This is a genomic window from Microbulbifer mixtoriginis (SeqCode) (genome assembly GCF_052467235.1).
Window position 1 is genome coordinate 2,690,060 of the sequence record NZ_CP174305.1, and the last position, 13,077, is coordinate 2,703,136.

9 protein-coding genes are annotated in these 13,077 nt (G+C 54.9%); 8 read left to right on the plus strand and 1 reads right to left on the minus strand.

Annotation, left to right across the window (positions count from 1 at the left end):
• Position 1: 1 nt before the first annotated feature.
• The gene (gene creC / locus ACJJIO_RS11795) at positions 2-1,426 is read left to right on the plus strand and encodes a two-component system sensor histidine kinase CreC (protein WP_444908585.1); all 1,425 of its coding nucleotides are present in this window, start codon (positions 2-4) and stop codon (positions 1,424-1,426) included.
• Positions 1,427-1,550: 124 nt separating this feature from the next.
• A complete protein-coding gene (creD, locus tag ACJJIO_RS11800) occupies positions 1,551-2,924 on the plus strand; it encodes a cell envelope integrity protein CreD (RefSeq protein WP_444908586.1) in 1,374 nt (457 codons plus the stop codon).
• Between the two features lie 48 nt (positions 2,925-2,972).
• Here creD and ACJJIO_RS11805 read toward each other — a convergent pair whose 3' ends face one another.
• On the minus strand, positions 2,973-3,431 hold the full coding sequence (locus tag ACJJIO_RS11805) for an EVE domain-containing protein (protein WP_444908587.1): 459 nt from the start codon (positions 3,429-3,431) through the stop codon (positions 2,973-2,975).
• A gap of 120 nt (positions 3,432-3,551) precedes the next feature.
• Here ACJJIO_RS11805 and ACJJIO_RS11810 point away from each other — a divergent pair, with 120 nt between their 5' ends.
• From ACJJIO_RS11810 to ACJJIO_RS11835, 6 genes are all read left to right on the plus strand, one after another.
• Complete coding sequence (locus tag ACJJIO_RS11810; protein ID WP_444887884.1) at positions 3,552-4,640, plus strand: sensor histidine kinase; 1,089 nt, start codon at positions 3,552-3,554, stop codon at positions 4,638-4,640.
• 4 nt (positions 4,641-4,644) lie between these two features.
• Positions 4,645-5,460: a LytR/AlgR family response regulator transcription factor gene (locus ACJJIO_RS11815; protein ID WP_252084319.1), complete on the plus strand. Its 816-nt coding sequence runs from the start codon at positions 4,645-4,647 to the stop codon at positions 5,458-5,460.
• A gap of 378 nt (positions 5,461-5,838) precedes the next feature.
• Positions 5,839-8,934: an efflux RND transporter permease subunit gene (locus tag ACJJIO_RS11820; protein WP_444908588.1), complete on the plus strand. Its 3,096-nt coding sequence runs from the start codon at positions 5,839-5,841 to the stop codon at positions 8,932-8,934.
• Positions 8,931-10,058 (plus strand): efflux RND transporter periplasmic adaptor subunit, encoded by a 1,128-nt coding sequence (locus tag ACJJIO_RS11825; protein WP_444887886.1) that lies wholly within the window; start codon positions 8,931-8,933, stop codon positions 10,056-10,058. Before ACJJIO_RS11820 ends, ACJJIO_RS11825 begins: the two co-directional genes overlap by 4 nt.
• Positions 10,059-10,150: 92 nt before the next feature.
• Positions 10,151-10,786, plus strand: a complete 636-nt coding sequence (locus ACJJIO_RS11830) for a DUF6515 family protein (protein ID WP_444887887.1) — start codon at positions 10,151-10,153, stop codon at positions 10,784-10,786.
• 118 nt (positions 10,787-10,904) lie between these two features.
• Entirely contained in the window at positions 10,905-13,076 is a 2,172-nt protein-coding gene (locus ACJJIO_RS11835) for a mechanosensitive ion channel family protein (RefSeq protein ID WP_444910993.1), read from the plus strand.
• Position 13,077 lies beyond the last annotated feature (1 nt).

Here is a 13,077-nt window from a genome sequence, read left to right on the forward strand (position 1 = left end):
TATGCCGCTCGGGATACGCATTTTTGCCGTCTATTTCCTGTTTGTAGGGCTGGCCGGTTGGTTTGTATTGGGCACGGTGATGGATGAAATTCGCCCCGGCGTGCGCCAGTCCACTGAGGAAACCCTGGTGGATACCGCTAATCTATTGGCGGAAATCCTGCGCGATCCGGTGATCGCCGGTAACTTGGCTCAAAGTCATTTACCCGAAGTGCTTAAAGCCTATGGTCGTCGCCGCCCGGAGGCGAGTATCTGGGGGTATACCAAGAGCCAGGTCAATCACCGCATCTATGTCACCGATGCCAGCGGTACAGTATTACTTGACTCCAGTGGCCTCGCTGTGGGGCGGGATTACTCCCGTTGGAACGATGTTTATCTGACCCTGCGTGGCGATTACGGTGCCCGATCTACCCGCGAAGACCCCAATAATCCAGATTCTTCCGTCATGTATGTGGCGGCGCCAATCCGCGATGGCGAACGGATTATCGGTGTGGTTTCGGTGGCCAAGCCCAATCAAACCTTGCAGCCCTATATCGAGCGTTCGCAGCGTCGCCTGATATGGCAGGGGGCGGGGCTGGTTGTACTCGGTTTGTTGGTAGGCGCCCTTCTGTCCTGGTGGCTCAGTCGTGCTCTGGGGAAACTCACCGATTATGCCCAGGCTGCCAGTACGGGCCGCAGGGTAAAACCGCCGCAGTTACCTAGTGGAGAGTTGGGGCAGTTGGCGGTGGCGGTAGAGCAGATGCGCGGTGAACTAGAGGGCAGGGACTATGTAGAGCGCTATGTACACACCCTGACTCATGAACTGAAGAGCCCATTGGCGGCCATTCGCGGTGCCGCCGAACTGCTTAATAGTGATATGCCGACCGAACAGCACCAGCGTTTTGTGGGTAATATCCAGCGGGAGGCCGAGCGATTGCAGCAGTTAAGCGAACGGCTACTGCATCTGGCCCAGGTGGAGCAGCGTCAGGGGCTGGAGGAGCGAGTGGCGATACCGCTGGCGCCGCTCGTTGAGGAGCTAATCGAGGCTCAGCGAGTTCGTATCAGTGCCGCCCAGCTGCATGTGGAGCAAGAGCTGGCACCGGCACTGCAGCTGTACGGTGAGCGCTTTCTGCTGCGGCAGGCCCTGGCCAACCTACTGGACAACGCGCTGGATTTTACCCCGGATGGCGGCCTGATTCGCGTCAAAGCCGAATGCTGTGGAGAATGGGTCAAGGTGTGCTTGTTCAATCGGGGCGAGGCAATCCCGGAATATGCCCTAGGGCGCCTTACTGAGCGCTTCTATTCACTGCCGCGTCCTGGGGGCGGGCGTAAGAGTACTGGACTGGGACTCAACTTTGTTGAGGAGGTGGCGGAGTTACACGGCGGTACTCTGTCGATCCGCAATGTGTCTGGTGGTGTCGAGGTCAGTCTAAATTTGCCCGCAGCCTGATGGGTAAAGTTACTTTCCACTGGCCCCCACACAATCTCCCCAGACTCTCCATATTGCCTCCATCGGCAATCCATACTCGCAGCTCAGACTGAGGTTATCGAAATTGGATACCGAGGTCTGAACCATGAACCGAGCCCTGGCTTTTAAATTGGGCGCTATTGCTGTTTTGATTTTGTTGCTTCTTATTCCACTGACCATGATCGATGGCCTGATCAGTGAGCGAAAGCGTTACCAGAGTGATGTGCTAAAGGATATTGCCCGCAGTTCCAGCTTTAACCAGCAAATTACCGGCCCTATTTTAGTGGTGCCCTACGTCAAGAAATACTGGAAGTGGATAACCAATGAAAAAACCGGTGAGAGGCACAAGGAGCAGCGGGAAGAGCGCGGCCACTTGTATTTCCTTCCCGAGCGCTTTGTCTTCGATGCCGACCTGACAACTGAGCGGCGTGCTCGGGGTATCTATGAGGCGCTTCTGTACCACAGCGATAGCAAGGTCAGTGGCTTGTTCCGAGTGCCGGAGAAACTGGGTTTGGGAGCGAATTTGGATCAGTACCGCTTTAGCACGCCTTACTTCTCGGTAGGTATCAACGATATTCGAGGTATCCGCAACGATCTGAAATTGCGCTTGAACAACCAGACATTGGAATTTGCCCCGGGCAGTCGTGCACCGATTCTCGGTGATGGTGTGCACGCTATGCTGCCAATGTTGGACTCGGAAGGCGGCCAAACCCTGGCGTTTTCCTTCGATCTCAAACTACAGGGTACCGAGCACTTCAGCCTGGTACCGGTGGGTCGTGACAGTCGTGTCATGATGAGGGCCGATTGGCCGCATCCGAGCTTCTTTGGCAACTTCCTGCCCAGTAGTAGAGATTTAAACGATCAAGGCTTTACTGCGGAATGGCAGACCAGCTTTTTCGCCACCAACTTGGAGGAGATATTGCAGCGCTGTATGGGCAGTGATCATTGTAATAACTTGATTAACAGCCGCTTTGGTGTGAGCTTCCTCGACCCAGTAGATCAATACCTAAAAACAGATCGCGCGATCAAATATGCGTTGCTGTTTATCACCCTGACCTTTGCCACCTTCTTCCTGTTTGAAATACTCAAGCGCCTGGCAGTGCATCCGGTGCAGTATGCCTTGGTGGGCTTGGCATTGGCGTTGTTTTACCTGCTTCTATTGTCTCTGTCGGAGCATATCGCTTTCATCAAAGCCTACATAATTTCCGCCGCAGCCTGCGTAGGCCTAATTGGTTTTTATGCCAGCGCGGTGTTGCGCAGTTGGCAGCGCGGTCTGGGTTTCGCGGGGTTGTTGGCCGCCCTATATGCACTCTTGTATGGTTTGCTCAGCGCTGAGGACTACGCTCTGTTGATGGGCTCGCTGTTAGTGTTCGGGGTGCTTGGCTGCACTATGGTACTGACTCGTCAACTGGACTGGTACAACGTCGGGCACAGCCCTACCCAGAGGGGCGGCGAGCCCGGTGGAGACGAACAACCGTAAGCTGGGATAAATCACTTCGGGGTGGCGTCTTGCCGCCCTGTTCTAGTTTTACCCGCCCAATTTCAGGATGTAATCCCACTCTTCCTGGCGCACCGGCTGTATCGACAAACGCCCCTGCCTGACCAGTACCATTTCCGCCAGCTGTGGATCCTTCTTGATTTCTGCCAGGGGTACTGGGCGTTTGAATTCGCTGCACCATGCCAGGTCCACACAGAACCAACGAGGACTATCGGCGCTGGCCTTGGGGTCGAAGTACTTGCTCTTGGGGTCGAATTGCGCCGGGTCCGCATAGGCGGTGCGCACTACCTCGGCGGTGCCCACCACCGCCGGCAGCTTGCAGGCGCTGTGATAGAACAGCACCCCATCGCCCACGGCGACCTGATCGCGCAAGAAGTTGCGCGCCTGGTAATTTCGAATACCATCCCAGCGACCGCTGCCATTGGCTTCGGCGGCGAGGTCTTGCAGGCTGTACTCATCGGGTTCGGATTTGAATAACCAGTGTGTCATGCGGCAGTTTGTCCCTGTGCTGCGCCGGTTGGTGTTTCGCCGGCGATCGGCGCCATTTAGTATGAAGCCATACAAAAGTGTCAAATCGGCGTTATTTTTTTACGCCTCTAGCGGGAGATTATGGGAAACAAAGCATTTCAGTGGCTTTCAGAGCGCCTGTCGAGCCACAGGTCCCAGTACTGGGCCCTGCAAATCAGTGGTTGGGCCGGCTACACACTGCTGACTTTTGTCGGTAGCTTTTTCTGGGTGAAGGACCACTGGATCCACTCGGGTTATATCGCTGTGGCTACTGTCGCGGGGATATTTCTCAGTGAAGCCATGCGCTTCGGCTTTCAGCGCCTCTGGAACAAGCCTCCGGCGACTCGATTCTTTGGTTCACAGCTGCTGGTGATTGGTGCAGCTGCTGTGTGGGCGGCAATCAAGTTTGGCGGTTCCCTGTGGTTGTACGGTAAGGACAGCGATGAGCATCCGGCCGTGCTGGCCATGTACTGGTTTTCCTATTCCTTCCTGATTCTCACCACCTGGGCGGCACTGTATTACGGCATCAAGTATTATCGATCTTCACAGACCCAGCGGGCCAAGGCTCTGCGTGCGGAATCCATGGCGCATCAGGCCCAGTTAAAGATGCTGCGCTACCAGCTGAATCCCCACTTTCTCTTCAATACGCTAAACGCTATCTCCACTCTGATCCTGGATAACGATGGGCGCACCGCCAACAATATGGTCACACGCTTGTCTCAGTTTTTGCGTCATTCCCTCGATAATGACCCCATGCAAAAGGTTACCCTGGCCAAGGAGGTGGAGGCCCTGATGTTGTATTTGGATATCGAGAAAGTACGCTTTGCCGATCGCCTTGGGGTACGGCTGGATCTGCAGGGCGACTCGCCCCAGGCATTGGTGCCCAGCCTACTACTGCAACCTCTGGTGGAAAATGCAATTAAATACGGTATCTCTCAACTGGAGAGCGGTGGCGAGATCAATATCAAGGCGCGAGTGTTCGCAGGGGAGTTACTGCTCGAAGTGAGCGACAATGGTCCGGGTATGCCGGAAGAGGAGTTGCGCCTGATAGGCAAAGGTTACGGTGTTGGTATTCGCAATACCTGTGAGCGCTTGCGCGCTCTGTATGGCGATGATCAGAGAGTGCGTTTCCACAACCGTCCACAGGGTGGGCTGTCGGTGAATATCCGCATTCCCTATGAACAGGAATAACGAGATGAGTGCAGTTGAAAACCTGACCGCAGTAATTGTCGATGATGAACCCCTGGCACGTCGCGGCCTGCGCCTGCGCCTGGAGCATATGTCCGGTGTCGATGTAGTCGCTGAGTGCGGCAACGGCCGTGAGGCTCTGGAAATTATTCTGCAGCTAAACCCGGATGTGGCGTTTGTGGATATTCAGATGCCTGGCGTCAATGGTCTGCAGCTGGTGCAGCAAATACCCCTGGAAAAACTGCCCCAGGTGGTGTTTGTAACGGCTTATGATCAGTATGCGGTGGAGGCCTTCGAGGTCAACGCGGTAGATTACGTATTGAAACCCATCGAAGAGGAGCGACTGCAACTGGCTCTGACTCGCGCACGGGAAAAAATGGCCACGGCGGATATCGCCATACAGCGCGAGCAGCTGTTGGAGGCGGTTGCGGATTTGACCAAGGAATCCCCGGAGGCACTGGAGCAGAAACTGGTCAGCGGACAGTTTGCCGGCAGCGCCTACCCGGATAAAATCGCTGTGAAGGACTCTGGTAAGATCACCCTAGTGCCGGCACGGGAAATCGACTGGATTGACGCTGCCGGGGACTATATGTGTGTACACGCCCAGGGCGAAACCCATGTGATGCGCATTACCATGAAGGAATTGGAGCAACAGCTGGATCCAAAATTATTCCAGCGTATTCACCGCTCCACCATCGTAAATTTAAGCCGTGTGCGGGAAATTCGCGCGCATATTAATGGTGAATATCACCTGGTGTTGGACAGTGGCGAGTGCCTGAAAATGAGCCGCAGCTATAAGAGTAAAGTGCAGCATTTTCTTTGAGGTATTTTTGCGCCTAGCAGAAATAAAAATTCACTCAGTAACCTGATCGAATATTCCCGACACTTTGTCGCAACGGCCTTGTTTGCAACTCCTATTGCATTAATCTTCCTTTCCCTAGCCCGCTGTTCTCCAGCCGCGGGCATATCGCACGGCACAGGAAGTGCGGTTATTGGCCCAGAGCTAGAGTGTCTGGAATAATGCCTATCACTCCCAGAAAAATGGTATTTTTTCCAAGAAAATAAATCGGGTGCGAACCGACCTACTAACTGCAGGTTTACGATCTCTGCACCAGTATTTTGTCAGAGACAGTGAAATAGATCAGGACATGTCTGGGTCACTGCCACACTAACCGTAAATATATAATTAAGGGCCTATGGAATGGCACTGACAAAAGCCGCTCTGAAAAATCCTGCTGCCGCCGGCGTGGTAGTGGTGTTCGCAGTCTTGCTGGGGGCTTTTCTTGCCAGCCGCTTACCAGTACAGCTTTTCCCCGATATCGAAAGCCCGCGTATTGTTATCCAGGCGGGCTGGCGTGCTGCCGCACCGAAAGAGGTGGAGGCAGAAATTGTCGAGCCGATTGAATCGGTTCTGCAGGGCCTTACCGGTCTGGAAACCATGGAGGTCAATGCTGGCCGTGGCGGTGCTTGGGTAAATCTCGAATTCAGTATGGGCACCGACATGGACAAGGTGCTGATCGATGTGATCAGCCGTATGAGCAGCTTGCCGCCTCTGCCGCGAGATGCGGAACCGCCGCGGGTAATGCTAGGTGGTTGGGGCGGTGGTACCAATGCACTTACTTATTTCTTTTTGCAGAAGCTGCCTGAAAATCCCAACCACCTAGACGACTATACCGGCCTGATTGAGGATGTGTTGCGGCCGGAGCTGGAGTCTGTGCCGGGTGTGGCAAGTGTGGAGGCCCAATCCGGTCGTGCCGCGCAAGAGGAACTGCAGGTTATTTTCGACCCTTGGAAAGCGGCTGATTTAGGTATTCAGTTGCCGGCGATCAGCCGTCAGTTGGCCTCGGCAAGAGATGTTTCTGGTGGTTTTACCGATGTCGGGCGTCGCCGCTACACACTGCGTTTTGTCGGTGAGTACAAGCCGGCGGATTTATCCGAACTGGTGCTGGAGTGGCGCGATGGCCAGCCGGTGCGCCTCGGTGATATTGCCGAGGTGCGTGTAGGGCCCTCTGAGCCCCGCGGAGTGGCCACACAAAATGGCAATCCGGCTGTCTCTATGCGCATCAACCGCGCAAACGATGCCAATATGCTTGCCACTCTGGAGCTGGTAAAACAGAAAGTGGAGGAACTGAATGAGACCAAGCTGAAAAACGAACAGCTGGTACTGGTGCAGTCCTTCGATGCCTCGGTATTCGTTTACCGCGCCCTCAATTTACTTGGCGGTAATATGATTTTGGGCATATTACTGGCGGTGGGGGTGCTCTGGTGGTTTATGCGGCGTATGCGCGCTACTTTGATTGTGGCAGCCGCTATTCCCATTTCCCTTTTATCCACCTTCGTTGTCATGTCTGCCGCTGGGCGCAGTGTCAATGTGATTTCCCTTGCTGGCCTTGCTTTCGCTACCGGTATGGTGCTCGATGCGGCAATTGTGGTGTTGGAGAATATTGTGCGTCTACGGGAAAAAGGCAGCAATCCGGAGGAGGCTTCGGAACAGGGCGCCGGTCAGGTTTGGGGCGCATTGCTGGCGAGTACTGCCACTACCGTAGCGATCTTCTTGCCGGTATTTTTTCTCAACAGTGTCGAGGGACAGGTTTTTGGTGATCTGGCTCTGACGATTGCAGTGGCAGTGGTATTTTCCCTGTTGGCGGCCATTGCCATAGTGCCACTGGCGGCAAAACTCTGGCTGCCCTCGATTTCCAGTGAGGATCGCCTGGCTCATGTGTGGGAGAAAATCGCCACTCGGGTTATGGCACTGACCGGTACCCGTGCGCGTCGCTGGCAGGTGATCGGTGGCTTTCTGCTGGTGCCTATTGCCGCAACTTATTTCCTATTACCCAATCTCGATTATTTACCGCCGGTAAAAAGGGATGCGGTGGATGTATGGATGAATTTCCCCGCGGCTACAAATACCAAAACTATCGAAAAGGATATCGTCAACGAACTGGACCGGCGCATGGCACCCTTTATGAGTGGTGAGCGCGAGCCGGCTCTCAAAAACTACTACATCATTACCTGGCCCAGCGGCGGAAATATGGGCGTGCGTGTTAAGGATATGGATCAGGCCAAGGAGATGGAGACGCTGTTGCGTGAGGAAATCCTGGTAGATATTCCCGACTTTCAAGGCTTCGCCGCAAGGGGCAACCTGTTTAGCCGCTTTGGTGGAGATCGCAATATCGCCCTACACCTGCAATCCCGTGATGCTGATGGATTAATGCGCGCGGCTGCCCGCGGTGTTGAAGTGGTGGAAGAGGTGATGCCGGGCACCCCAGTGCAGACTAACCCGGGTCTGTCTCTGTCTGAACCAGAGCTGACTGTGCGCCCTAACGACCGCGCCATGCTGGAGCAGGGTTGGAACCGCCAGGATATGGGGGGGCTGATTCGCACCCTCGGCAATGGTCTCTATGTGGGCGAATACTTCGACGGGGAAAAACGCCTGGATATGATTTTCAAGGCCAAGCCTTGGAGTACACCGGAACAGTTGCAGAATACGCCTTTGGTCACTCCCCGTGGAGAGGTGGTATCGCTGAGCCAGTTGGCGAGTGTGGAGCGCACCGTGGGCCCGGGCAATCTGCGTAGAGTGGATGGTCGTCGCACTATTACCCTGAATATTGTGCCACCGGATGACATCTCTCTAGAGGAAGTACGTGCCCAGCTTGAGGAAGAGGTGCTGCCGAAAATTCGCGAGGCTTTGCCCGAGGATGGCAGTATCCTGGTAGGGGGGAACGCTAGTGATTTGGATAAAGCTCTGGTATCTCTTTCACAGAACTTCCTGTTGGCGCTGTTGATTCTGTTCCTGCTGATGAGTGCTTTGTTTCGCTCACTGCGCGATGCTGGGCTGGTGCTGTTAACCGTACCGCTGGCTACTGTCGGCGGGGTCTTGGCACTGCAGTTGCTGAATCTGATCAGCTTCCAGCCCCTCGATCTTCTCACCATGATTGGTTTCGTTATTCTTCTGGGGTTGGTAGTGAATAACGCCATCTTGTTAGTACACCAGACCCGCTCAGCGGAAGGCGCGGGCGCCAGTCGGGTAGAGGCGGTGGAGCAGGCGTTGCGCCTGCGCCTGCGGCCGATCTTTATGAGTACCTTGACCAGCGTATTCGGCATGTTGCCCCTGTTGGTAGCTCCGGGCGAAGGAAGTGTGATCTACCGCGGTCTGGCCTCCGTGATTGTCGGTGGAATGGCGGTCAGTACTCTGTTTACCTTGATTTTATTACCGGCGCTGTTACAGACCGGTCGCCTGCCTGTGCCGCAATTTACCCGCTTGCGTCAAAGACTGGCCCTGAGGAGTTCCCAATGAAAAAGTTACTTGCCGGAGTAGTCCTGTCCCTCACCTCTGTGGGACCGGTTTTGGCCCAGAGTGGCGCCGTGGCGGTCACTGTGGATCGGGCTGAGACCCGCCAGATGGCAGCTAGCCAGTGGTCCGCGGGGGAGGTGGTGAGCCGTCGCGATATTCGTATTTCCTCTGAACTGGATGGCGTGTTGGAGTTTGTTGCTGAGCCCGGTAGCTTGGTAAAAAAAGGTGAGCGCCTGGCGCAGTTGGATGGAACCCATTGGCGCCTGCAGTTGCGCAATAGTGAAAGTCGTATTGCCCAGCTGAAGGCGCGTCTCACCTACCTGGACGCGCAGCTGCATCGACTGAGTAAATTGGCGGAAACCAACAGCACCTCCCGTGCAGCGTTGGAAGAACAGCAGGCCGAGCGCGAGGCGATGGCCCAGGATCTGTTAGCCGCACAGATTGAGCGGGACAGGCGCGCCTATGAACTTGGTAAGACCAACATTGACGCCCCCTTCGATACCCTGGTGGTGAGCCGCGAGTTGCAGGCGGGGGAATATGTCCGCACCGGCTCCGAGCTGTTGCGCGCGCTGGATATGTCCCAGCTGGAGGTGGAGGCAGATATTCCGTTGGCTGCTCTGCCCCTGATTGGTGCCGGCGACAGTATTTCGGTGCGCAGCGATGCCTTGTCCCTCTCCGAGAGTGAGCGCGCTAAAGCAAGGATTATCAGCGGTCATGTGCGCCAGTATGTACCTGTGGCCAGCGAAAACTCTCGCAGAGTTAAGCTGATGGTGCAGCTGCCCGGCAAGGCTTCACAGCAGTGGGACTGGGTAGTGGGCATGCCGGTACAGGTGGCAGTCCCCCTGTCTGAGGCCCGCGACACCATGGCAGTTCCGCGTGACGCCTTGGTGTTGCGCAATGGCGAAACCTTTGTTTACCGTGTAGATAAAGAGGATAAAGCGGAGCGTTTGTCGGTTCGTGTTGGCAGTGGTGATGGAGAGTGGATAGCCGTTTATGGTGAACTCGCTGATGGCGATCGGGTTATCGTGCGCGGTGCCGAGCGCCTGCAGCCGGGGCAGGAGGTGAAGATATTATCAGAGGTGGTGCGCGATAAAGATGACAGCAGTGTTCTGGCGGTGGCTGACTGAAATATTGATACCAGTCTCTTTTAATTAAATTGGGGAACAGAGTTCCATGACAATACACTTCTGCGACATTTACTTGCTCGTCGAGGTGTCTTATGCGTTTCCTGCTTGCGCTGCTGTTACTGACGATTGCCTCAGCACCTCTCGCGGAGACGCAGGTGGTGCCCCTTCTGGACGGGGCGCGCCTTATCGAAGCCAACAATGAAATTTATTTCTATGCAGATGGATATTTCTACCGGCAGGGACCAGATGGTTACACCCGTGTGGAGCCACCACTCGGGGCTAGAGTGCCGGAAGTACCAACAGGCACATCCTTTTACCTCGGTGGCAAGGATTACCGGCGAGCGGGGAATGGCACTTTCTTCGAGTTTGACCCTAAAGACAACCAATTTGTGGTGGTTACCCCTCCGGCCAATTGGCGCAATTACAATCGCAATCCCCTAGCACCCGAAGTAAGAATTTACCCGCGTGCCTATCCGCCCAATTACGAATCTACCCGAGCCTATCCTCCTAAATACGAATCCTCCCGCAATGTCAGCCAGCTACGTCATTCGAGAAATGTCCGCCGCCCTGACAGAAATCTCGGCCGTAGGGAAGTGTTTTGTAAGGCCAGAGCAGCCAATCTGGTGAGAAGTGTGCATAGACCCGGAAGGGTATCTGTGGTTAGTACTCGCGCCTATCGCAGACAATACCTCAATTGTATGCGCAGCTATGGGCGCAGACGCTACTGAGCCCCCTTTAAGTTGAAGGGCCGAGAGCCTGGCCGCTCTCGGCTACACTCAAGAAATAAGCCCCTAGGGGCAAGGTCTTCCCCTTGCTGATACTGCTTCACGGACAGATGTGTATTTTATGCTGGGTGTTGGTGGTTACTTCTTTACTGATAAGCCTAAGACTCGCACCGGGCAACGACTTTCCCACTTTTTTCCGATCGCCTTCTGCCTGATTTTTTTCGCCCTTTGCTCTCTGGCCGCTAGTGCCCAGTTACCCGGTTCCAAGCCCAAGGAATTCAAGGCGGTGGTGCCTGAGTTTGCCGACCCTTCTGCAGATTGGTGGACCGGCTGGACCAATGCATCGCCGGAGCAGCGACGAGAGTGGCTACAAGCGATTAAAAAGGATTGGCAAGAGTGGCAGCAAGAATTACCTGAAGAGGATGAGGCGCTGCAAAAAGGGGCAAAAAAAATTACCCAGAGCCTGGAGGGGGTGGAGGTCACCTGGAAGAAGCGTCAGGAATATCTAAAAGTTGAGTTGATGCCGGAGGTGAAGTTTCCGGAAAACCCTAGTGTACTCGACTGGGCCCGCGCCGATGCGGCCATTAGCCGCGGTCAACGCCGCCTAAGTGGTGTGCAGCTAGAGGCGCGGCAGCTGCGCGCTAGTCGATCGCAATCCTTGGCGCAGTTGCGCAAGCAAGTAATTGTGCTGCGTGATGCCAAAGGTGAGGAAGAAGACCAGGCGGCACAAGCGCTGTTATTGGCGCAGATCAATCACCTGAATATTATTGAGCAGCTGGATACGGTGAATGAGTTTCTCGGCACCTGGCAGGAAAAAATCGAACTGTCGGAAACCAAGCTGCGCGGTATGCTCGACGACCTGCAGTTCAGTGAGAAGGATGCCGAAAAGCTGGAGAAATCCATCACCGACAGCGATAAGAAAATTGAGCGTATCGCCGCTACCCGCACCAGTATCCAGAGCACTACCGAGCCCTCCACTGACCCCGACGTCAATATGAAAAAGGACCTCACCCTGATGCAACTGGAGGTGGACCTTTTAGAGGAACACCTGGGTAAGCGCAAGAGTGAGTTACTACAATCCATCAACCGCGTATTGAATCCAGAAACTGGCGAGGAGACATTGGTTGTCAGTCGCGAGCTGCTGGAGAATGCCAATGCGGTGATCGATAGCACTTCGCGGGAGCTGGCGATCCGACAGCGGCAGGTGGTGGCTTGGCGCGATGAGGAGGAAAGTGCCGATCTGAGCCGTTGGTGGGCTTACTTTGAACGGATCGGCAGTGGTCTGGCGCGGGCCAACGACTTGGAGCAGGATATCCAGCGTTATGAGAAGGCCCAACTTGAAGTTTACCGCGAGCGCCAGGGCTGGTGGGCCACGGTTCGTGAACGATTGGCGCTGACCGGCCGCCAGGTATACAAACGCTGGCGCACTCTGGCGGATTACCAGCTGTTTACTATCACGCAAAACCCAATCACGTTGCGCCTGATTGCCAGGATGGCATTTGTGTTGGTCTGCGCCTGGTTGCTGTCGGTACTGACTCGCGCCTTCCTACGCCGGCTGGTACGCAGGGAACACGCCAGCGAATCCTCCATGTATAACCTGAGTCGCGTTTTGCACTACACCTATATCGGCGTTGCCCTGATTGTGGTGTTGAGTATGCTCGGCCTGGATACCTCCAAGCTGGCACTGGTGGCTGGAGCCCTATCTGTAGGTATTGGTTTTGGCTTGCAGGCTATTTTTTCCAATTTCATTTCCGGGCTTATTTTGCTGTTCGAAAGGCCCTTGAAGGTTGGGGACTTGGTAGAGCTGGAGTCCGGTGTTTTTGGCCGAATCCGCGATATCAATGTACGTTCAACCCGTATCACCACCCGCGACAATGTGGATATCCTGGTACCGAATACCGAGTTTGTCGCTGGAAGGGTGATTAACCATACCCTCGATGACCCGGTGCGTCGTATTCATGTGTCCTTTGGTGTTTCCTATGCCTCCGATCCAGACTTGGTGCGGGAAGCTGCACTGGAGGCCGCCTCGCGGGTCAATATCACTCATACCGACTGGAAGCGTAAAACTGAAGTCTGGCTGATGGAATTTGGCGATAGCGCGCTGAATTTTAAGCTGGTGGTATGGGTGAACAGTAACATGGTCACTTCTTTGGGTGACTCCTATGCGCTTTACAATTTAGAACTGTTGCGGGAATTTCGTGAAAAGGGTATCGAGGTGCCTTTCCCACAGCGGGATCTGCACCTGCGCAGTTGGGATGCACCGGCAATGATTACTCGCACAGGGAGAAAGTAGT

Coding starts and splice junctions, on each gene's coding strand:
- ACJJIO_RS11810 (WP_444887884.1), top strand. CDS start 3,552: ATGGGAAACAAAGCATTTCAGTGGCTTTCAGAGCGCCTGTCGAGCCAC.
- ACJJIO_RS11805 (WP_444908587.1), bottom strand. CDS start 3,431: ATGACACACTGGTTATTCAAATCCGAACCCGATGAGTACAGCCTGCAA.
- creC (WP_444908585.1), top strand. CDS start 2: ATGCCGCTCGGGATACGCATTTTTGCCGTCTATTTCCTGTTTGTAGGG.
- creD (WP_444908586.1), top strand. CDS start 1,551: ATGAACCGAGCCCTGGCTTTTAAATTGGGCGCTATTGCTGTTTTGATT.
- ACJJIO_RS11815 (WP_252084319.1), top strand. CDS start 4,645: ATGAGTGCAGTTGAAAACCTGACCGCAGTAATTGTCGATGATGAACCC.
- ACJJIO_RS11830 (WP_444887887.1), top strand. CDS start 10,151: ATGCGTTTCCTGCTTGCGCTGCTGTTACTGACGATTGCCTCAGCACCT.
- ACJJIO_RS11825 (WP_444887886.1), top strand. CDS start 8,931: ATGAAAAAGTTACTTGCCGGAGTAGTCCTGTCCCTCACCTCTGTGGGA.
- ACJJIO_RS11835 (WP_444910993.1), top strand. CDS start 10,905: ATGCTGGGTGTTGGTGGTTACTTCTTTACTGATAAGCCTAAGACTCGC.
- ACJJIO_RS11820 (WP_444908588.1), top strand. CDS start 5,839: ATGGCACTGACAAAAGCCGCTCTGAAAAATCCTGCTGCCGCCGGCGTG.